Source organism: Variovorax nivicola, assembly GCF_051216475.1.
Classification (GTDB): Bacteria; Pseudomonadota; Gammaproteobacteria; order Burkholderiales; family Burkholderiaceae_C; genus Variovorax.
Genome location: NZ_JBPJZK010000025.1, coordinates 1 through 20,156, shown reverse-complemented (window position 1 = coordinate 20,156; position 20,156 = coordinate 1). Strand labels below are relative to the sequence as shown.

Genomic DNA, 20,156 nt, shown 5'->3' with positions numbered 1-20,156 from the left:
GAAGGCGCCGGCCGTCACGATCGATGTGACCAGGGAACCGCTCGAGCTGCCGACCATTCCCAACGGCCTCGATACGCTGCAGTCGCAGGTGGAAGAGATCGTGTCCAAGGTCAACAAGGTGCCCTTCGCGCAGATCGGCAACGACCTGCGCACCACGCTCGCGAGCCTCGACAAGACGCTGACCAGCGCCGAGCAACTGACAACGACGCTGAACAACGACGTAGCGCCGGAAGCCATCGCGGCGATGAAGGATGCGCGCAAGACTATGAGCGCGGTCGAACGCACGCTCGCGCAGGACTCGCCGCTGCAGCAGGACGCGCGACAGACGCTGCAGGAGCTCACGCGCGCAGCCGCGTCGGTGCACGTGCTGACCGACTACCTCGAACGCCACCCCGAGTCGCTGCTGCGCGGCAAACCGGACGACAAGAAGTGAAACACCTCTCCAGCTTTCCGATTGCACACGCTGCCGTGCTCGCGCTTGTGGTTGGCGCCTTTCTGATCGACGGCCACGTGAACAGGACCGATCGCCGCTGCACGCTGGCGGCGCCGGATGTTCCGTCGGCGCCGTCTTCGACGCTTCTCGACGTCCAACGGAGAGCGCCGACGGCAAGGAGCGCCTGCTGATGAACATCCTGCTTCTCGGGGCTGAAAATCAAACGCGCAGCAAACTCGGCAGTGCGCTCTGGCGATCCGGCTTTGCAGTCGACGTGGCCGACCCCGGCGATGCCGAATTGCGGCTTTCCACCGGCAAACCGTACGCGTTGATTCTTCTCGACGTTGCACCACCAGAAGCAACCCAGGCGACGATAGGTTCGGTTCGGCGCATGACCAGCGCCCCCTTGCTGGTGCTGACCGGGCGAGGCCAGTTGGCGGACCGCGTCGAAGGACTTGCGCCGGGCGCCATCGAGTACCTGGCCGGGCCTTGCGCATGGACGATTTGCTGACGCGCGCCTGGGCGCTGACATCCCGCGACGAGAGTCCGGACGCCGCATTGCTCCGCCTGGCGGACCTGGCCATCGACCGGAAGCGCGGCAAGGCAATTCGTCAAGGCATGGACCTCCGCCTCAGTGCCACGCTGTTCGAGCTTCTGGATGTGCTGGTGGCTCACAGGGGCCAGGTGATGTCGCGCGCAAGGCTCATCAAGGCTGTCTGGGGATCGGGTGCCAATCATCGGCACGACAACATTGTCACCGTCGCCATCCTGAGACTTCGCCAGAGGCTGGATGATCCGTTCGATCTGAAGCTGATTCACACGGTGCACCGCCAGGGGTACGTCCTGGAGTTCCGCAATGACCGATAGCCTCGCGTGTCAGGCTATGAGCATCATGCAGTCGTATTTCTTCATTCTGATGTCGGAGCGCAATTCGAACGCGAATCTTGCAGGGGCAGCTTGAACTGAACGGTGCGTCCCGTCTCCTGCTGGCCACTTGAGCGTCACGCCCATGGCCGTCAGTGCCTGCACTTGTTGACGCGGGTTACCGCGTCAACATGGCATCCCACACGTGCGAGGATCGTACGCGCCAAGGCAAGGATCGAAATCCGTAGGTGTCGAGAACGCCCCAGTTCAGCACAGGCAGCCCATGCATCCGGGGTATTTGCGTAAGCAATCCCACAGCATTCCCAGTCTGGAGATTGCTACGCCACCCTCGAGATCCTCCAATGAACGGGCGGTCTACGTCGACGCGAACATCGGGGAAGAGTTGAGCGTTGAGATTGAGAAGATGGCACACGCCCTCAGTTCGAAAATACCGTGACGAGTACTGACTCGCAGTCGCTCTAACTTGAACCTGTCAAACAGCCGCACACAGCGAAGACGCCATTCTCTCGCGCCGCGGTGAGTTGCAGTAGGCGCGGAATCTCTCTCATCCACAGCCATGAGATGAAGTTTCAACGGTGCAAGGGTTACCAGAACTCGCCCGATCCGATCGGATGCCGTATTGCCCCTGCAGTCAGCAGGCATTGGGTGACCCATGTTCCGGCAGCATGAGCGCAAACAACTGGTTGCGGAAGTGGATCCCGAGCCGCCCGAAAGCGCGGTTCCTATAGGTCTTGACGGTGGGCAACGCGAGGCCCATGTCCGAGGCGATCCCATCCTGGGTCATGCCGCGCAGCAGCCGCAGGCACACGTTGAGTTCCTGCGCAGTCAGCGCCGGACAGCACGCCAGCAACCGGGCGCCGAGGTCGTCCGCCATGTCGACGTTCGTGAGCGCCACGTGCTTGCGCGCAAGCGCCATCAGCAAGCGCCCGGCGGAGCCGAAGTCGGCCAGTTGCGCATCGCTCAGCGGGCGCTGATGGGTGTGCCTATAGAAATTGACCGCGAACAGCGCGTCGTCGCAAGCAGAAGGCTCCTCTTCAACCACAGACACACGCTCCATCACGCCATGGGCGTCGTACACCTTGGCACGGTGTTCCGGCGGCACCTCCCGCGCAGTGATGTGGCACACACGCAGCTGCGGCGCGCTCGCTTCGCGCAAGGTGTGGTCCCCTTGGATCGGACCCGAGAGGTAAGCGCGCCAACAGTCACGGGTGGTGTCGGGCATGCCCCGGCTGCCGCTCAGAAAGATGGCCGGTCGCGACCCCGTGCGGTAGACCGAGAACGACCCCACCGGCAGGGCCGACGCCATGGCCTTGAGCAGGCAAACGCCAAACGTCGGCTCGCCCAGCGCACGCACCACCACCGGCAGGCATTGCGCCAATGACGCTTCGGCACTCTCGGCGGGCAGATCGGGAATCCAGGTGTGCATGGGGCAATACGGGGAATCCCGTCATCTTCCAGGATGACAGCGTCGCCCCGCCACCGGACTTACGCTAAGGCATGACTTCCACCCTTCAAGAGAACGATCCGCTTGCCGCGCCGCGCCTGACCTGGTTTGCCGATGTATCCGTCGAAGTCGGCGAGCCGCTGGTGCTGGGCGACGGCGCCCAGGGACTACGCCGCGTGGTGCCCATCGTGGGCGGCCATGTCAAGGGCGATGGCTGGAGCGGGCGGGTGCTGCCGGGTGGTGCCGATTTCCAGCGCATCGCAAGCGACACGGTCTCGCAGCTCGACGCCCGCTACGGTCTGGAGACAGATGCCGGCGACCGCATCTACGTGCGCAACCGTGCGATGCGCACCGCGCCTGCCGACGTGATGGCGCAGTTGCTGCGCGGCGCCCCCGTTGACCCGGCGCAGGTCTATTTTCGTTGTGCACCCTCTTTCGAGACGCGCAGCGAGGCTCTGCACTGGATCACCGAGCGCCTGTTCGTCGGGGTCGGCGTGCGCCACCCCGCCCAGGTCGTGATGCGCTTCTTCGCGCTGCAGTGATCCATGGCGCCAGCGCCGCGCCCCCCGTTTCAACACCGACAGGAGACCTCCATGACGACCGCCCAAACCACCGCCACGCGCCGCCGCGCGCTCATCGCCGCCACTGCGCTGGTCGGACCCGGGAGCATGTCCTGGGCGTCCCAGGCGCCCGCCCAGGCGGCCTCCGCCTATCCCAGCCGGCCTGTACGCCTCGTCGTCGGGTTCCCGGCTGGCAGCGGCCCGGACATCGTGGCGCGCCTGCTGGCCCAGAAGCTGTCCGAGGGGTGGGGGAATCTCGGCGCCATCGTCGACAACAAGCCGGGCGCCGGGGGGCTGATCGCCGCGTCGGAAGTGGCCCGTGCACAGCCCGACGGCTACACGCTCATGCTGGGTGAGACAGGCCAATTGGCCATCGCGCCCAGCAGCTACAACAAGCTGCCCTACGACCCGAGGAAGGACTTCGTGCCCGTGAGCCAGGTGGTCACGTCCAACTTCATGCTGGTGATCAACCCCGCGAAGGTGCCGGCGCGTGACATGAAGCAATTCGTGGATTGGAGTCGCGGGCAAAAAGACCTGTTCATGGGCACTTTCGGTGCCGGCACGCCAGGCCACTTCGGTGCCTTCCTGTTCGGCGATGCCGTCGGCCTCAAACCGGAGCCGGTGCACTACAAGACCACCGGCGATGCGCTGGGCGGCTTGTTCAGCGGCGACGTGGCGGGCGCCTTCGCGAGTGTGGGTCTGACTGCCGCCAACGTGAAAGCGGGCAAACTGCTGGCGCTGGCCTCCAGCGGGGATACGCGCAGCGCCAGTCTGCCCGACGTCCCGACCTTCCGCGAACAGGGCTACCCACAGTTGGCCTTTAACTCGTGGTTCGGCATCGTCGCGCCAGCCCGCACACCGCCCGAGGTCATCGCTCGGCTGGAGACCGACATCCGTAAGGCCGTGCAGTCGGCCGAAGGCAAGGCGAAACTGGAGGATGCGGGCTTCGGCGTCACGGGCACCACGTCCCAGGAATTCACTCGCGTGATCGCTGCCGACACTGCGAGCTGGGGCAAGGTGGTCGCTGCCACCGGCTTCAAGGCGGATTGAGCCATGGACGGGCGCGCCTCCGATGCACCGGTGCTGGCGGCATGTGCCGTCCTGGCATCGGGTCGGGCCGTGCCTGATAATCGAACGCATACGCCATCCACTGCGTCGTAGCCCCCCCCCGAGCGTGACGCTCAGCACCACCATGATTTGTCCGAACAGCTGGCGCTTGCTCCTCTCGGTATAGACCACTTCCGCGTTCTTTTTACGCGCGTACCGATCTGGCACCGCTCCTTTGAGTCTGAAATCGACGCTCAGCAGCGCGCACACTCATCGGAGCTTGGCGTGGCGCATGCAGGCGGACGTGTAGTGGCTTCAGGCTTGGCAGAAGCTGCGCGCGAAGGATCGCGGCCCCGTCAGGCGGCGATCAGCATCCCAAGAGATGCGAGGCCTGTCTATGGCCGGTGGCGCGAGGCAGGACCGCGCCGCGCACGAATAGCAATCAGTGCAAGGTTTTGGTGTGAACGAGAAAGCGTCGCAGCGCGTCTTTCAAGCCGCGCACCTGGCGCTTGTGCAGCACGTATGTCGTGATACCGATGTCCTCAGCCAGCGGCATGGCTACCACGTCAGTGCGACACAGGGTCTCCATGTGCCCTGCGTCAGCCACCCCAACACCCAAGCCAGCCGCGACACGGGTGACGTAGCCCGCCAGAGTGCAAGCTTCGCCGGCGATGACGGGTCTCGGCGCATACTGCTGGCGCATGGCATCCATCTGCTTGCGCAGCCCCGGAAGATGGCCGAGGTGGCAGGCAATAATGGGGAAGGCGAGAAGTTCGGACACTGACAGTACGTCGCGTGTTGTCAGTTCGTGATCCGGCGAGAGAAGCGCCACCAGCGGATAGGTCCAAGCCATTTCCCGAACAATAGTCTCGTCGTCTGGCACTCCGAAAGAGAAACCAACATCCACCTCCTCGCGTCGCAGCGCGGCCAATAACTCGATCGCACGCATCTCCGTGACTTCCAGCGGGATGTCGGGTGCCAGTACACGCCAGCGGACGAGGCATTCGGAAAGCCGGGGCTGAGCGATACCGTCGGCCACGCCGACGCGAAGCGGCTCTCGATAGCGGGCATCTGTTTCGCGCACCACGCGATTGATGCGCCGCAGCCGGACAAAGAGGCCGTGAGCCTGTTCCAGCAGCTTGGCACCGGCAGGCGTTAGCTGTAGCTTCCGCGACGATCGCACGAACAGCACGACGCCAAGCTTGTCTTCTAGGTCGCGGATGGTGCGTGAAAGCGGCGTTTGGTCGACGTGCACGCGCTCTGAGGCGCGGCGAAAGTTCAGCTCCTCTGCGACGGCGACGAAGTAGCGTAAGTGGCGCAATTCGATCATCTTCGCGGTCAATATGGAAATGAGAATACGTTTCAGGCTGCAGTTGCACGCGATTTAAAGCAACACATCAAGGCGCCCGTCCGAACGCATCATCCCGGTGCCGAGCGAGGACTCAGTCGCCGCTCGATCACGTTCGCCCCCTGAAGCAAGGCGCTTATGCCGGAGCCTCACAAGGCGTTGATTCGAACGGTCGCAATCCGGTTCAGAACGGCACGATGAGCAGCAGCTGTGCGTACACATTGGTGCCCTTGCCACTCTGCGTGCCACCGTTGCCCGCATGTGCGCTCGGCCTGTAGATGCCGATCAGCGGCGACACAATCAGGTGCTTGTGCGCGGCCCATTCGACGTACAGATCGAGTTCGCGCCCGTCGCGATTGAGCAATGCACGGTCGTGCAGCGTCTTGAAGTCGAAAAAGAGAGCACCCACTGTCACTGTTTCGATAGGCTTAGCGGTCAGCGCGACGTGATGGATGCGCGTATTGGTGTTAAAGGGACCGGCATAGTTGCTCGCCACCTCCCCTTGCAGCCAGCCCATGTAGCCGCCTGTGAAGAGCGAATCCCAGTTCTTTCCATAGCGAACATGCCGATAGGTGAGTTTGGGCGACCATGACACATCGGGAAACTCATAGCTCGCCTGGACATGCCAGGCAGTATCCGTCCCCGAGCTCTTGCGCTGGCTTGCATACTCGAAAGCGAAATCCGCATTCTGGATGCCTGCGTTGCCTTCGCCGCGTAGGCTATACACGTCCATGCCTTTGCGCAAAGCCTGCGCCGGACTGGCGTAGCGCGCATCCACGTCGAGCCCACGGATGTAGGTCAGGCCTAGAGTGCCTGCAGCACCGGTGTAGTCCAATGTGCCGACAGCCAGTTCCGTCTTTGCCTGGGCGAGGTTGTCCGACCTGAGCCACATCGCACTGCCATGCAAGCCCTGCTGGCCGCCTAGTCGCACCACTGCCGTGCGGGCAAAGGCATGGCGCGCGCCGATGTAGTAGGCCCCGCCCCGGCTCAAGCCTCCGCCGCCCAAGGCATTGCCGGAGTTGAGTCCGTCGTCGGTGATTAGAAAGCCACGGCCAACCTTGATCACTTGACGCCCCGCCGAGAGGTCCACGCCGTCACTGCCCAGCGCCGGGAACAGGTCGCCCGAGCGCCAGCCCAGATAGGCCTCCTCCATGTTGGTCCGGCGTTCGCTGCCATCCGTCATGCCGCCGGGATCACCATCGCCCCAGGTGCCCGAACTCACCACGGAGAAGCCTCCATAAGCCGTGCCTGCGCCTAGCCGGCCCGTCTGTCCGCTCAGGCCATACTTTGCGAAACCCTCTCGCCAGTGGGAGCCTCCAGAAGCGCCGTCGTAGTTGTACCGGCTGCGCATCAGCCCAAAAACCGCCGTCACATCGGCGTTCAGTTGCGCATTGCCCTCGTTGTATAGCTCATAGGCACCGGCCGGTACGGCCAGCACGATCGCCGCGGCTGAAGCGATCAAAGACAGGAAACCGTTGGAATGTCGCATGGTGAGGAGACTCTTTGTTGTCAGTGCTTGTGAAAAGCCCGGTGATCATGCCCAGCGGGCTAGCCGCCGGGATGGCGAAGAGGATGATGAAGCCCACGCCGACAGCTTCTTTTCGCAGCGCCGTGGAGCGGCCCCGTTGTGCAAGATCGCACTCATTCATTTCTCCAGTCAGATTTGGTGAGCCGGAGCGATGCTAAGAAGATGCCTTAAGCCGGAGGTAGCCCAAATCGGCAGCTTGTTCCCGATCGCGGGAACGTCGTATGCGCATTTGCCAAAACGGGATACTGGAGTGACTTGAGTGAGCAGGCGTTGCCGGCCCAAAGCCTGTGCAGGCACACGGCGCTAGGGCAGCGATGGCTTGGCCCAGCGGGTAGAAAGTCGGGCGGCGCGTGCCAGGCTCCACCAGTCAACTGCGGTCCATGCGGCAGCGGACGGTGCCATCGGCCCTTCGGCCTGCTGCGACAGTTCGGCCGAGCAGATCGCTCATCTTCCGGTCGAACGTGCATGTCGTTCATTCGCGCTGGGTGATAAGGACCATATTTCCATCCACCAGGAAGGCCGAATCTGCGCGGGCAAAGGACTTGAGTGTCGCTCTGCGCCTGCATGCGGGGTCGCGGCAGTGCGATCAGCACCCGGTGCAGGTGTGAGCTGCGCGGCGCTGCCCGAGACGCTAGCCGACAGCAAGTTCTCGGCCGCATGCGTGGCACGATCACCGTCGCGATGCAGGACAGGAACGGCAAGTTCGAGATCGCAGAGGGGGCACGCTCTTCGTTATGTACGAAGTCGGGGAACTGGGCAGGCTGCGCGCCTGCGGCGTTCTGCAGAGCGGCGATATGCAACGGCCCCGGAAGAACCATCTACCAGAAGGTCGCCGAAGTGCAGTCAAGGGCAACGAACTTGATCTTCAATGTCCCGATAGTATTCGTGTGGAAGAGAAACGGCGGCACAGCGCGGCAGGAAGACCTCCGACACGGGGACGCTGCGGTGGTTGCCGGCAAGGATTCGTCACTAAGGGCATGTTGCCTGTCAATCAGCTTCGATCGACGAGATCGGATCAATCAGTGTCATAGCCAGGCCTCCTGGGCGAATGCACTGTGCGCAGGTAAGAACGAGGGGTTGCGCCTCCCGGTAGCTGCACTGAGCCGACTTTGCTCCTGATCGCCGTACTTGGAGATCGCGCGCCGCGCGTAGCCAAGAGCGTTGAACCGCATCGTCGATGCGCCGTGCTCGCGTCCCTTCAAACGCAGTGGCGCTCCAAGGCCTTCGCAGCGCTTCCCGTTCCATGACGTGGCAAGAACTGCCATTGCCGCTCCCTGCTTCCGGGACCACCCGAAGCCTGCTGCGAACTCGAACTCCTACGCAAGCGTTGCCGATTCGGGCTACCGCGCCGTGCTGCATCGCCCATACAGTCGCCTCTCTGATCTGGCCCGAAGGATCTTCCGATCCAGAGAAATTGCGCTCCCGCATCGTGCAGCCCGATCGAGTCGCCACACTAGGAAAGAATAATGAGTTCCGTTTTGCCAACCGCCAACTCGACGTCTCTCAGGCGCAATGCGCTGGGTGTCTACTTCATCATCTTCTTCGTGGTCTCGGCGGCAAGCCCACTGAGTGTGATCGCCGGAGGCTTTCCGATCGGGATCATGCTTGGCAACGGCGCAGGCATGCCCGCGCTGCTGCTTGCAGCGCTCGTTGTCCTACTTTGCTTCTCCGTTGGCTATACCACGATGGCCCGCCACGTGACGAACGCCGGGGGCTTCTACGCCTTTTCTGCGGCAGGCCTCGGAGGGCTCGCCGGTGGGGCCGCTGGTGTCTTGGCCATGTTTGCCTACAACATCCTGCAGATCGGCCTCTACGGAATGTTTGGCGCGGTGATGGCTGCCACCGTGGCAGATACTTTCGGCATTCAGGCACCCTGGTGGGTCTATTCGATGCTCGCCATGTTGAGCATCGCGATCCTTGGCTACCGCAACATCGACCTCTCCGCGCGATTGCTTTCGTTCATGGTGATTGCTGAATACTTGGTCATTTTCGCCCTGGATATAGCGATCCTCAAGACCGGTGGCGACAGCGGTATCAACCTCGATTCCTTCAAACCATCGAACGTTTTCAGCGGCACGCCATCGATCGGACTGCTGTTCTGCTTCGCGGCATTCATCGGCTTCGAGGCGACAACGATCTATGGAGAGGAGGCAAGGAATCCCGAACGCACCATCCCGCTGGCCACCTACGTCTCGGTGCTGCTCATCGGTGGGTTCTATGCCCTGACGTTATGGTCGCTGATCATCGGGGTTGGAGCCGACAAGATCGTTCCGCTCCTGCAATCTCTGAAGGACCCGACGACCTTCATTTATGGGGTGTCCGACCATTTCGCCGGACCAAGGCTGACCGCAGCGATCCGGTTTCTGTTCGTCGTCAGTACCTATGCAGGGCTGCTGGCCTTCCACAACGCTGCGGCGCGCTACTTTTACGCCATCGGTCGAGATGGGCTTTTGCTCGCTTGGCTTGGCACAACGCATCGCGTGCATCAGAGCCCACACGCTGGATCAGCAACACAAAGTCTGATTGCTGCGGTCGTCGTCCTGACCTTCGCAGCTTTCGACGCCGATCCGATCTTGCAGCTTTTCTCGTGGCTTTCGAACTTGGCAACGCTCTGCGTGATTCTGCTGATGGCGCTGACTTCGTTGGCAGTTCTTGCGTACTACCACCGTCGTCCGGATCTCGGCAAAAGAATGGGAATCTGGCGTGTACGAATACTGCCGGCCTTTGCAAGCGCTGCGCTCCTGTTTGTCTTATGCATTGCGATGTTGAACTTCGAAGTTCTAACTGGAGCAAGCAAGGCCCTTTCTTATGGACTGTGCTCGATCATCTTGCTGGCTGTGATCACCGGTGTCGTTTGCGCTTCCCGCTTGCGACGGACATCACCACAGCGATTCCTCACCCTCGGCAGCAACAAGATCTGACGTTCAGGCGCTGACGTTGTCGAAAACTTATCAAGGATCACAAAACCATGTACAGAAAATACAAGACTGCCGAGAAGAAGTTCTGGCACCCGATGCGGTCGGCCAATCCGCTCAATACGTCCAGCACCTTGATCATCGCGAGCGGTGATGGCAACTACATCACTGACGTTGACGGGCATCGCATGATCGATGGCGTTGGCGGACTCTGGAACGTCAACGTCGGTCACAACCGCGCCGAGGTCAAGGCGGCGATCGCCAGGCAACTGGACGAGTTGGCCTACTACCAGACCTTCGACGGCATCGCACACCCGCGGGTCTACGATCTGTCGGAACGTTTGACAAGCATGTTCGCCTCAGAAGACATGCAGCGCGTTCTGTTCAGCAGCGGCGGCTCCGACGCCGTCGAAACCGCCCTGAAAATGGCGCGGCAGTACTGGATCACCGAGGGCCATCCCAGCCGCACGAGATTTCTCTCGCTGCGCAGCGGGTATCACGGCGTCCATGTGGGTGGCACCTCCGTCGGTGGCAACGGGGTCTACCACCACAATCATGGCCCACTGCTCGACGGCTGCTACCTCCTCGATACGCCCTGGCTTTATCGCAACCCCTGGGATTGCCGTGACCCGGGCCAGTTGGTCGATCATTGCATCCGCCAGATGGAAGACCAGATCGCCTTTCTCGGCGCAGACACGATTGCAGCCATGATTGCCGAGCCGGTGCAAGGCGCGGGGGGGGTCATCGTTCCCCCAGACACTTACTGGAAACGGCTCAGGGAGGTTTGTGACCGCCACGGTATCCTTCTGATTGCCGACGAGGTCGTCACGGGATTTGGTCGTTCGGGTTCGATGCTGGGCAGTCGCGGCTGGGGGGTCGCACCGGACATTCTGTGTCTTGCCAAAGGGATTTCCGCGGGGTACATCCCTTTGGGCGCGACGATGTTCAACGAACGCGTGGTACGGTCAATCGAGAACGCGTCAGGATTTTCGAGCGTGGTCATGCACGGGTACACCTACAGTGGGCATCCCACTGCATGTGCCGCCTCCCTGGCCGTATTGGACATCGTCGAGAAGGAAGACCTGCCTGGCAATGCCGCCAGCGTGGGAGCGGCCCTGATCGAGAGCCTTCGCCCGCTGAGCGAGCAGTTCGATGTCGTCGGTGAAGTTCGTGGCAAGGGGCTGATGGTCGCGCTCGACCTCGTTGCGGACAAGGAGACTCGCCAGCCCCTCGACCCGCAACTTGGTCAGCCAGCGCGTATCGCGGAGGCAGCCCGCCTTGCCGGCGTATTGGTGCGACCAGTCGGCAACAAGATCATCCTGTCCCCACCGTTGACGCTGACGCTCGAGGAGGCGGGCGTGATCGCACGGGTCCTGCGCGAAGCCATCGCATCGACTCGCTGACGCTTGTCGCATCAGGCGCCCCCCCTGCATGTCACCATTCAAGCGTATTCGCGCAATGAGGCCTTGTCGCTAGGCGACTCGTGATTCCATTCTTTCAGTGCGCCGGTCGCAATGCAGTCGCGCCGGGTCTGTGAGGGCAATTCTCCGAACAACTCTTTGTACTCAGAGGCGAAGTGGCTCAACTGTGTAAAACCCCATCCCGCGGCGGCGTCCGCGATCGTGACCGTGCGCACGTCCGTCGACATCAGCTGTCGACGGACGCCGTTCAGGCGAAGGCAACGGATGTAGTTCACCGGCGTCATGTGCGCCACGCTTCGAAAGCTGTTCTGCAGCGTACGGCGACTGATACGCAGTTGGGTGCAAAGGTCCAGCACATCCGGCTTTCGACCCATGTCGCTCACCGTACGGTTGTGGCACTTCTCGACGATAAAACTGTGCGGCGAGCTGCTCAGCCGATTACGAGGATTGCAGTCTGTGCTCGACAACAACGTCAGAAGAGCATCCAACAGACAGGCCTCCAGTGCCCGTGCGGTGTCGGCACACTCGTACAAGTGCGGCGTCGTGATCGCGTTGCAGAAGACAGCCATCAGAGCGGCGCGAAATTCGCCAAGCTTGCCGGGCTCCACCCGCAGCACCGGCTGCTTGAACACAATGCTCAGCGTATAAGCCGCCCCGACGCGATCGAACATCTGTTCGACTCTGTCAGCGTCGAAAGTCAGGACCAGCATGTCTGTGCCTTGCGGCATATGGAACATGAACTCCTCGCCGCCCCGCAACGGAAAGATGCTATTGCCGTCGGTCTCACGCCCTTGCATGCATGCCGTACCCGGCAAAGTGAGCGGAACAGCAAAGCACACCTTGCCACGCGGCGAACCGCCCTGCTGGACGACCCTTTGGTTGATGTACTCCCGAAAGACGTGGAAGGCACCGACGGAGAACTGCATGAGCGAACTGCACAGCGGCCCTGGCGACAGCTGGTTGTACGTCTGTTTCCAATCACGCACCGACGCCGCGTGCAAGTGAATGTCTTTGAACCGATCGATGGACGTCAGCATCTTGCACTCCTTGCGCCATTCCCTTCCGGGCGGCTCCACAGACCCGGGTCCCGATCATCAAATGAGCATTTCATCTTGATACCAAGTAACTTCATCTGAAGATGATTGCAGCTTTTCCCCGGAAAGGAATCCATGCAATCCCTATACGCGCCCGCCCGCTTGGTGCATCGGCGCTCGGCTTCCCCTCAATCCAAGGAGCATCTCTTTGTCCCAATCGAATCCACCCATCCAACTCGTAGAGAATTTTGTCGATGGCCAGCTTACGAGCGCGCAGGACGACGCACGCTTTGACAAGCTGGCACCCGCCACCGGTGCACTCCTCGCGCGGGTAGCAAACTCCACCGTTCAAGATGTAAGTGCGGCGGTCGAGGCGGCCGCCAGGGCCTTCGAACATGTCTGGCGAGACACGCCGGGTGCGCAGCGGGCACGCCTTCTGCAGCGCTTGGCAGACCTGCTGGAGCGTGACGCACACCTGTTCGTCCACATCTTGGCCGAAGAGCAAGGACGTCCCAAACATGAGATGGCGATGATGGACCTGCCCATGTGCGCCGACACGCTGCGTTATTTCGCCGGCTGGGCCGACAAGCTCGAGGGACGCCTGATCCCCACGAGCGGCTTCATGGGCAGGGCAACCTTGAACTATTCCAGTCGCACTCCGATCGGCGTGGCGGCATTGATCATTCCGTGGAATGCGCCACTGATGATCTGCATCTGGAAGCTCGCGCCTGCGCTTGCAGCAGGATGTAGTGTTGTCATCAAGACGCCGGAGGATGCACCCCTCGCAATATCGAGACTGGCGAGCCTGTTAAACGAGGCGGGTTTCCCCGCCGGCGTCGTCAACATCATCAATGGCGGTGCGGTCGCCGGCGAAGCGCTTGTCGGCCACCCTCTGGTACGCAAAATCAGCTTTACCGGCAGTACCGGGGTCGGTCGCACCATTGCGATACAGGCGGCGACGACTTTCAAGCGCGTCACTCTGGAACTCGGTGGAAAGGCCGCGCAACTCGTCTTCGCCGACGCAGACATCGATCAAGCAGTCATGGGCGTGACTATGGGACTGTTCGTCAATCAGGGGCAGACCTGCGCGGCGGGCTCACGCGTCCTGGTACATCGATCCATCCTAACGCGATTCGAGCAGGCCCTCACAAATGCAGCCAAATCGATGCAGCTTGGGCCCCCCTCTGAACCAGGAATGCAGATGGGTGCGCTGATCAATCACCGTCATATGGAGAGAGTCCGCAGCTACATTGCACTTGGCATGTCAGAAGGCGCTGTGATGCTCGCGGGCGACGAGCCCTTGCCGGCCGAAGGCTATTTCGTTCGGCCGACGGTTTTCTCGAATGTACGCAATGACATGCGTATCGCACAGGAGGAGATCTTTGGGCCGGTTGGCATGCTTATCCCGTTCGACAGCGAACAAGAAGCGATCCGACTATGCAACCAGAGCAACTTCGGATTGTCGGCGTCCATCTGGACTCAGGACCTGTCCACGGCGCACCGCGTGGCCGCCCGACTCGACGTGGGAGCCGTGGCGATCAACTGCTGGAGCCCATTGGACGCACGGCTGCCGTGGGGAGGCTTGAAGGATAGCGGCCTTGGCCGGGATCTCTCAAGCAAGGCGCTAGACGCGTACTTGGAGGAAAAGGCCGTTACGGTCGCGTTGTAGGGTCCGAGACTCAGCATGATTGGTACGTCCAGTCCTAGGCCGTCTCGGAGATCCGAAGCGATGACACTTAGTTTGCGCGCAAATGTTCGGTGAGATGCGACTCGAGCTTCAGCTCTATGGGGCAGTGCGCTTGGCATCCGCCCAGATCGCCAATTGATCGAGTATCAGCAACAAGTCGCTCCCCTCGCTGGTCAACGCGTAGCTGACCCGCGTGGGGAATCCAGCAATCCTGCTCCGAGAGATCAGGCCCTGTGCCGTCAACGCGATCAACCGCTCGACGAGCGCCTTCGGTCGGATTCCCGGCAAGCGGAGGATCAACTCTGAGTGATGGAGTGCGCCATCACCCAAATGCCACAAGATAACTGCGTTCCAGCGGTGCCCGAGAAATCCGAGCCACTGCTCGACAGGGCAGGCTGTGGCGTGAACGACTGACGTTACTTGCCCTTCCCTGCGCGGACCGCCCGACGTGTCATGGTGCGCTGCACCTTTCCGTTTGGAGATCTTCGAAGATGTCGGTTCCACTATTCCATCCCCGTAGAGAAAAAGGATTCAAATGCCGCGAATCTCAGACCCGCAAACGATGAATGAAACCTTCGGCGCACTGTTCAACGCGCGCGATTTGGAAGGCCTCCTCAGCCTGTACGAGCCGCAGGCCATGCACCAGAACACCGTCACCGGCGAAGCCGATGACGGAATCCTTGCTATTGAGCGATCACTTCGCGAACTCCTCAAGATCCAGGGCACGATGGAATCAGTGAACAATTTCACTCTGGCGGCGTCCGGCCTAGCTCTGCTGCGCGCCGATTGGCGCATTCTCGACAACAACAACGGAACCGTCCTGGCCGAAGGCTCTTCAGCCGAGGTTCTTCGGCAGCAGGCAGATGGTAGTTGGTTGTACTTGATCGACCACGCCGTTGGGTCGAGCATGCCCAGAGTCGACCAGTAACAGCTCGCTCGAACCTTCGCCGGTGCTGGATAACGTTACCTGCCGATCGGCAACCCTTGCCATCCATCGTGATATATCTTATCATATATCTTTTGCCGTGACATCCCCCATCACACCGAGGCTTTCGTGTTCACCACCGCTGTCGCCCAACGTCGCCGCACCTTTATTGAAGAGGATCGATCTACCGCATCGCGGCGCGGCGTCATGAACCTCGATAAGTCCCACGTGCGTCAGATTGGAGCGCAAATGCAGCGCGTGGTCCGGCAATGGCTCAGCGGCCTCGTCCTCATCGCTCTGGTGATTCCGCTTGCATCCACGGCGCAAGGTCCAGCTAAGACTGCGATCACAATCATCGTGCCCTTTGCCCCGGGAGGAACGAGCGACGCGCTCGCCAGGGCCTTGGCCGAGCCGGTCCACCGTGCGATGAATCAACCTGTCATCGTAGACAACCGCGCGGGAGCAAGCACGACGATCGGGACACAGGCAGTCTTTGCCGCGCCTGCCAGCGGGCAGACCTTGGTGATGAACACTGCGAGTTCTGTCATCAATCCGCATCTGATGCCTCGTCTCGCGTACGACATCCACAAGGATTTCGCTCCGGTGACCCTGCTCGCGTCGAACCCCCACATTCTTGTTGTTCGTCCGAACCTATCCGTGCAGGATCTGAACGGTTTCATCGCCTGGGCGCGCGCGAAGAACGGCGCGGCCAGCTATGCGTCCTTCGGCAATGGATCATCCGGTCATCTCGGATTCGAGTTGTTCAAGAAGGCGGCTCAACTCAACATGCTGCACGTGCCGTACAAGGGCGTCGCTCCGGCAACGAACGATCTGCTCGGTGGTCAAGTTGATGCCATGTTGACGGACCTCGCGCAAGTCGTTCCATTGATCCGCGCTGGAAAACTGAAGGCCATCGCGGTTGCTAGCGAGGGCAGGACACCCCTTCTGGAGGAGGTACCGACGTTTACGGAAGCGGGCTTACCAGGCTTCACGTCCAAATCCTGGTTCGGGCTGCTCGTACGCGCCGGCACACCGCCCGATGCAGTGGCGAGGCTCAACGCAGTGTTCGTGAGCGCGCTGCACGAGCCAGCGGTCCGGCTCAAGCTGGCAGAAGCCGGCATGGAGCCAATTGGCTCGAGCAGCACCGAGTTCGCAGCCTTCATGGCTGCCGAATCACAAAGATATGCGGAGGCCGTGAAATTCTCGGGTGCCAAACTAGATTGAACGCACCGCGCGCGCGCCAGACCTCCCAAATCCTCTGATACTTCCATGCCCGAAAACACAGTCTCTGCCTTCCCCTCGCCCTTCACACGTCGGCAGCTTGTCCTAGGACTGGGTGTGAGCGCGTTCACCGCGGCACTGCATGCCCAGCCGAAGTCTGCACTTCCCGCCTTCCCCACCCGAAGCCTCAGGTTGATCGTCAGCTATCCGCCGGGAGGCACCGCGGATTTGTTGGCACGTCTGGTCGCAAATGATCTGTCCAAGCGCTTCTCTCAGCCTGTCGTTGTCGAAAACCGTCCCGGGGCCAATGGCAACATCGGCGCTGATATCGTGGCCAAGAGCGCATCCGACGGACACACATTGCTCATCACTGCGCCCGGTCCACTTGCCGTCAATGCGAGTTTGTATGCCTCGCTTCCCTTCGACCCCGCGAAGGCCTTCGCACCGATCATTCGGGTAGCAGTCGCCCCATTGCTGCTCGTGGTTCCGTCAGCCCTTCCGATCCACAACCTTGCCGAACTGTTGGCGTATGCCAAGGCCCATCCGACGGCGATTTCGTATGGTTCCCAGGGGAATGGATCCAGTGGTCATCTGGCCATGGAGTTGCTCAAATCTCGAACCGGACTGTCGGCGGTACACGTGCCTTACAAGGGCAGCACGCCTGCGCTCAACGATCTGCTCGCCGGTCATGTCACGATGATGTTCGACAACATCTCGTCGAGCTATCCGCACGTGCAGAGCGGCGCGCTACGCGCACTCGCCGTCGCGGAAACGAAGCGCGTCGGCAGTATGCCGGGCATCCCGACCATTTCTGAGTCTGGCGTGCAGGGCTTTGAAGCGACCCCTTGGTTTGGCCTCGTCACGACGGCGGGAACTCCGGCCAGCGTTGTGAACGAGATCTACCGTGCGGTCAAAGACATTCTCGACGCGCCAGCGACGCAGGCTCGGTTCGCGCAGATGGGTGTGGAACGAGCGAGCGAATCGCCAGACGCATTTGCCCGACTTATTCAAACTGAAACGATCAGATGGCGCGATGTGGTACAGCGCTCGGGGGCACGGGCGGAATGACTTCCTTCCACCAGACCGGGGCGTTGCCTGCTGTGCACCATGTCGAGAGAGAGAGAGAAGAGCTGAGCGCTAAACCCGCCTTGTCTTGAGTGATCGAGATGAGCCACACGGCAGCATCCTCCTCGCTCGATACTCTCATTGTTGTTTGCTGCCGTGAGTCCACGGTGGGATGACTGCCTCTTGGTCACCGGCGTGATGTAAGCCGTCAATTAACCACGCCCTTGTTCAGGGAGCGATGAGCTGTGAGGCTACGTGCCCATGTATAGCAACATGGACACGTAGACATGACAGAGCAGTACGCAGAGTTGCGAGGCCGGTTGGTTGTGGGGCGTAAGAGTGACGGTCGCGGCGTCTACGACGAAGCCGCCAAGAGGGAGTTGATCGTTGCGTGCCTCAAGCAAGGAGTGTCGGTGGCACGAATGGCGATGGAGCACGGTGTCAACACGAACCTGCTGAGGACGTGGATCGCGGCTTACCAGCGGCGAAGCGCCCAGGTGCCAGCGGGCGACATCGCGCGAATGCAAGATGCGGCATTCGTTGCCGTGCGCGTAGAGGGTGAACAAGATCAGCCTCAGCGAATGCCTCAGCGCGAGTGTGCGGTGGCGGCGCCCGCGATGGCCCATGCACCTGCTACGGCAGTGGCGGTGATCCCGAATGAGAACTCCTTGACGGCACCGACCCCGATGGTCGGGTTGCAGGTGCGCCTGCCCAACGGCGTGCAGCTCGATCTAGGCGAGACGAGCTTGCAGCAATTGCCGACGCTGGTGCAGATGTTGAGCCGACTTCCATGTTCCGCTTCGACGAAGGGCTGAAGGTCTACCTGCACCGCGAGCCGGTGGACTTCCGGTTGAACATCAACGGCCTGGCCGTGCTGGTGGAGCAGGCGCTGGGCCTGGACCCGTTCGCCTCGTGCGCGTACGTGTTCAGCAACCGCCGGCGCGACCGGGTGAAGATCCTGGGTTGGGAGCGCAACGGCTTCTGGCTGTTGCTCAAGCGGCTGGAGAAGGACAGGTTCATCTGGCCCTCGGCCGATGCGGTTCCCACGCTGACGGCCGAACAGCTGCACTGGTTGCTGGAGGGCATCGACATCGCGGTGGTGCAACGCCACTCGCGCCTGCGCTACTCCAGCGTGGCCTGAAGGAACAATGATGGCGCATGCCGATCCAAGCGGGCGTGTCGTCGCCCGCCACCATCACCGCTGAAGAACTCGCCGCGCTCATCGCCGAGCGCGATGCGCTGGCCGGCGCGCTTCGAGTAGCGACCACCGAGCGGGACCTCGCACTGGAGCGGCTGAAGGCGCTGCAGCGCCAGCTGTTTGCGGCCAAGAGCGAAGCCCGCGGCACCGATCAGAAGGACCTGTTCCTCAACGAGGCCGAGGCGCTCGCGCCCACAGATCAGACGCCGCAAGCCGAGACCGACGAAGAGGAGTCGACACCGGTCGCGGGCCATCAACGCAAGAAACGCGGACGCAAGCCGCTGGACCCTGCGCTGCCGCGCGAGATCGTGCGCCACGAACTGCCCGAGGCCGAGCGTGTGTGCGCGCATGACGGGCACGCGCTGGTGGAGATCGGCGCCGAGGTCAGCGAGCAGATGGATGTCATCCCCGAACAGGTGCGCGTGCTGCAGCACCACCGCATCAAGTACGCCTGTCCCTGCTGCGATCAGAGCCTGAAGGTTGCACCGACGCCGGCGCGCATCATCCCGCGCGGGCTGCTCACCGAGCAGGCCCAGGCCTGGGTCATCACCGGCAAGTACCAGTTCGGCATGCCGCTGTACCGAACGGCCGTATTGCTGCGCCGCTTCGGTGGCGACATCGCGAGCAATACGCTGGCTTCCGGCATCGTGCGCATCGGCCAGGCTGTACAGCCGGTCATCAACCTGCTGCGCGACCACTTGCTGGACTCGGACCTGATCTACGGCGACGAGACCACGGTTCAGGTGCTCAAGGAACCGGGACGCAAGGCGCAGACCAAGAACTACATGTGGGCGCAAATGAACGGCACCGGTGCGGCTGTTCGCCTATGCGCCAGGACGTGGCGCCGTGCACGCCGAGAAGCTGTATGCCGGCATCCGCCCCGGCACCACGCTCATGAGCGACGGCTACGAGGTCTACAACGGCATTGCGAGGGCCGGCAGCCTCACGCATCTCGGGTGCTGGGTTCACGCGCGTCGACCGTTCATCAAGGCCGAGGAGGCCATCCCGAAGGCAGCCCGCTCGCCCGATCAGATCGCGCCCCGGTTCGTGCGGCTCATTGGCAAGCTGTACCGCGCAGAAGCACTGGCCAGGGACTGGGCGCCCGCGCGCCGGCTGCGGCTGCGTTCGCGCTACAGCGCCGCAGTCGTGCGCGAGATCGAGCAACTGTTGCTCACGCACCTGCACGCCGTTGCACCATCGAGCTTGCTGGGCGAGGCACTGCACTACCTGCATGGGCAATGGCCCAAACTCGTGCGGTTCGTGGACAACGGCTCCTGGCCGTTGGACTCCAACCCGGTGGAGAACGCGATCCGGCCCTTCGTCGTCGGGCGGCGTAATGCGAAGTGCGCTTTTATGCGAAGTCGCGCATGACGAAATCGGCGAAAGGGCAGATCCCGGCGGTCTGAGGCGCATCCGGATGGCTCTGGACTTCGCATAAAAGTAAG

Annotated in this window: 17 protein-coding genes and 2 pseudogenes; 14 read left to right on the top strand and 5 right to left on the bottom strand. The window is 61.9% G+C overall.

Going from position 1 to position 20,156, the window contains the following annotated elements; genetic code table 11:
* From ACSFBF_RS35750 to ACSFBF_RS35740, 3 genes and pseudogenes are all read left to right on the top strand, one after another.
* Nucleotides 1–433, top strand: a pseudogene (locus tag ACSFBF_RS35750) (mammalian cell entry protein); the annotation flags it as partial.
* A 190-nt stretch (nucleotides 434–623) separates the two neighbouring features.
* Nucleotides 624–944, top strand: a complete 321-nt coding sequence (locus tag ACSFBF_RS35745; protein ID WP_435460543.1) for a response regulator — start codon at nucleotides 624–626, stop codon at nucleotides 942–944.
* Complete coding sequence (locus ACSFBF_RS35740; RefSeq protein WP_435460544.1) at nucleotides 929–1,300, top strand: winged helix-turn-helix domain-containing protein; 372 nt, start codon at nucleotides 929–931, stop codon at nucleotides 1,298–1,300. The genes ACSFBF_RS35745 and ACSFBF_RS35740 overlap by 16 nt, the downstream gene beginning before the upstream one ends.
* 649 nt (nucleotides 1,301–1,949) lie before the next feature.
* Here ACSFBF_RS35740 and ACSFBF_RS35735 read toward each other — a convergent pair.
* Nucleotides 1,950–2,744 carry a helix-turn-helix transcriptional regulator gene (locus tag ACSFBF_RS35735; protein ID WP_435460545.1) on the bottom strand — a complete coding sequence of 265 codons (795 nt, stop codon included), beginning with the start codon at nucleotides 2,742–2,744 and terminating at the stop codon, nucleotides 1,950–1,952.
* Nucleotides 2,745–2,815: 71 nt separating this feature from the next.
* Between ACSFBF_RS35735 and ACSFBF_RS35730 the strand changes: the two genes are divergently transcribed.
* Nucleotides 2,816–3,304 carry a DUF3237 domain-containing protein gene (locus tag ACSFBF_RS35730; protein ID WP_435460546.1) on the top strand — a complete coding sequence of 163 codons (489 nt, stop codon included), beginning with the start codon at nucleotides 2,816–2,818 and terminating at the stop codon, nucleotides 3,302–3,304.
* A gap of 51 nt (nucleotides 3,305–3,355) precedes the next feature.
* A complete protein-coding gene (locus ACSFBF_RS35725; RefSeq protein ID WP_435460547.1) occupies nucleotides 3,356–4,372 on the top strand; it encodes a Bug family tripartite tricarboxylate transporter substrate binding protein in 1,017 nt (338 codons plus the stop codon).
* A gap of 439 nt (nucleotides 4,373–4,811) precedes the next feature.
* Here ACSFBF_RS35725 and ACSFBF_RS35720 read toward each other — a convergent pair whose 3' ends face one another.
* Both ACSFBF_RS35720 and ACSFBF_RS35715 read right to left on the bottom strand, forming a co-directional pair.
* Complete coding sequence (locus ACSFBF_RS35720) at nucleotides 4,812–5,699, bottom strand: LysR family transcriptional regulator (RefSeq protein ID WP_435460548.1); 888 nt, start codon at nucleotides 5,697–5,699, stop codon at nucleotides 4,812–4,814.
* A 202-nt stretch (nucleotides 5,700–5,901) separates the two neighbouring features.
* The gene (locus ACSFBF_RS35715; RefSeq protein ID WP_435460549.1) at nucleotides 5,902–7,206 is read right to left on the bottom strand and encodes a hypothetical protein; all 1,305 of its coding nucleotides are present in this window, start codon (nucleotides 7,204–7,206) and stop codon (nucleotides 5,902–5,904) included.
* A 1,505-nt stretch (nucleotides 7,207–8,711) separates the two neighbouring features.
* On the opposite strand from ACSFBF_RS35715, the gene ACSFBF_RS35710 reads away from it, so the two are divergent.
* Together ACSFBF_RS35710 and ACSFBF_RS35705 are read left to right on the top strand one after the other, a co-directional pair.
* On the top strand, nucleotides 8,712–10,166 hold the full coding sequence (locus ACSFBF_RS35710; protein ID WP_435460550.1) for an APC family permease: 1,455 nt from the start codon (nucleotides 8,712–8,714) through the stop codon (nucleotides 10,164–10,166).
* 47 nt (nucleotides 10,167–10,213) lie between these two features.
* A complete protein-coding gene (locus ACSFBF_RS35705) occupies nucleotides 10,214–11,563 on the top strand; it encodes an aminotransferase class III-fold pyridoxal phosphate-dependent enzyme (RefSeq protein WP_435460551.1) in 1,350 nt (449 codons plus the stop codon).
* A gap of 38 nt (nucleotides 11,564–11,601) precedes the next feature.
* Here ACSFBF_RS35705 and ACSFBF_RS35700 read toward each other — a convergent pair whose 3' ends face one another.
* Entirely contained in the window at nucleotides 11,602–12,618 is a 1,017-nt protein-coding gene (locus tag ACSFBF_RS35700; RefSeq protein WP_435460552.1) for a helix-turn-helix domain-containing protein, read from the bottom strand.
* A 226-nt stretch (nucleotides 12,619–12,844) separates the two neighbouring features.
* Between ACSFBF_RS35700 and ACSFBF_RS35695 the strand changes: the two genes are divergently transcribed.
* Entirely contained in the window at nucleotides 12,845–14,284 is a 1,440-nt protein-coding gene (locus ACSFBF_RS35695; RefSeq protein WP_435475128.1) for an aldehyde dehydrogenase family protein, read from the top strand.
* 114 nt (nucleotides 14,285–14,398) lie between these two features.
* On the opposite strand, the gene ACSFBF_RS35690 is transcribed toward ACSFBF_RS35695, so the two are convergent.
* Nucleotides 14,399–14,806 (bottom strand): winged helix-turn-helix transcriptional regulator, encoded by a 408-nt coding sequence (locus ACSFBF_RS35690; protein WP_435460553.1) that lies wholly within the window; start codon nucleotides 14,804–14,806, stop codon nucleotides 14,399–14,401.
* 58 nt (nucleotides 14,807–14,864) lie between these two features.
* Here ACSFBF_RS35690 and ACSFBF_RS35685 point away from each other — a divergent pair, with 58 nt between their 5' ends.
* The 6 genes and pseudogenes from ACSFBF_RS35685 to tnpC all read left to right on the top strand — a co-directional run.
* Nucleotides 14,865–15,230: a YybH family protein gene (locus ACSFBF_RS35685; RefSeq protein WP_435460554.1), complete on the top strand. Its 366-nt coding sequence runs from the start codon at nucleotides 14,865–14,867 to the stop codon at nucleotides 15,228–15,230.
* Between the two features lie 126 nt (nucleotides 15,231–15,356).
* The gene (locus ACSFBF_RS35680; RefSeq protein ID WP_435460555.1) at nucleotides 15,357–16,451 is read left to right on the top strand and encodes a Bug family tripartite tricarboxylate transporter substrate binding protein; all 1,095 of its coding nucleotides are present in this window, start codon (nucleotides 15,357–15,359) and stop codon (nucleotides 16,449–16,451) included.
* 114 nt (nucleotides 16,452–16,565) lie between these two features.
* Nucleotides 16,566–17,516: a Bug family tripartite tricarboxylate transporter substrate binding protein gene (locus ACSFBF_RS35675; protein WP_435460556.1), complete on the top strand. Its 951-nt coding sequence runs from the start codon at nucleotides 16,566–16,568 to the stop codon at nucleotides 17,514–17,516.
* A 284-nt stretch (nucleotides 17,517–17,800) separates the two neighbouring features.
* Nucleotides 17,801–18,328, top strand: a complete 528-nt coding sequence (locus tag ACSFBF_RS35670) for a transposase (protein ID WP_435460557.1) — start codon at nucleotides 17,801–17,803, stop codon at nucleotides 18,326–18,328.
* A complete protein-coding gene (gene tnpB, locus ACSFBF_RS35665; protein ID WP_101488468.1) occupies nucleotides 18,304–18,654 on the top strand; it encodes an IS66 family insertion sequence element accessory protein TnpB in 351 nt (116 codons plus the stop codon). The genes ACSFBF_RS35670 and tnpB overlap by 25 nt, the downstream gene beginning before the upstream one ends.
* Nucleotides 18,655–18,671: 17 nt before the next feature.
* Nucleotides 18,672–20,049 (top strand): annotated as a pseudogene (tnpC, locus tag ACSFBF_RS35660) (IS66 family transposase); the annotation flags it as partial.
* Nucleotides 20,050–20,156 lie beyond the last annotated feature (107 nt).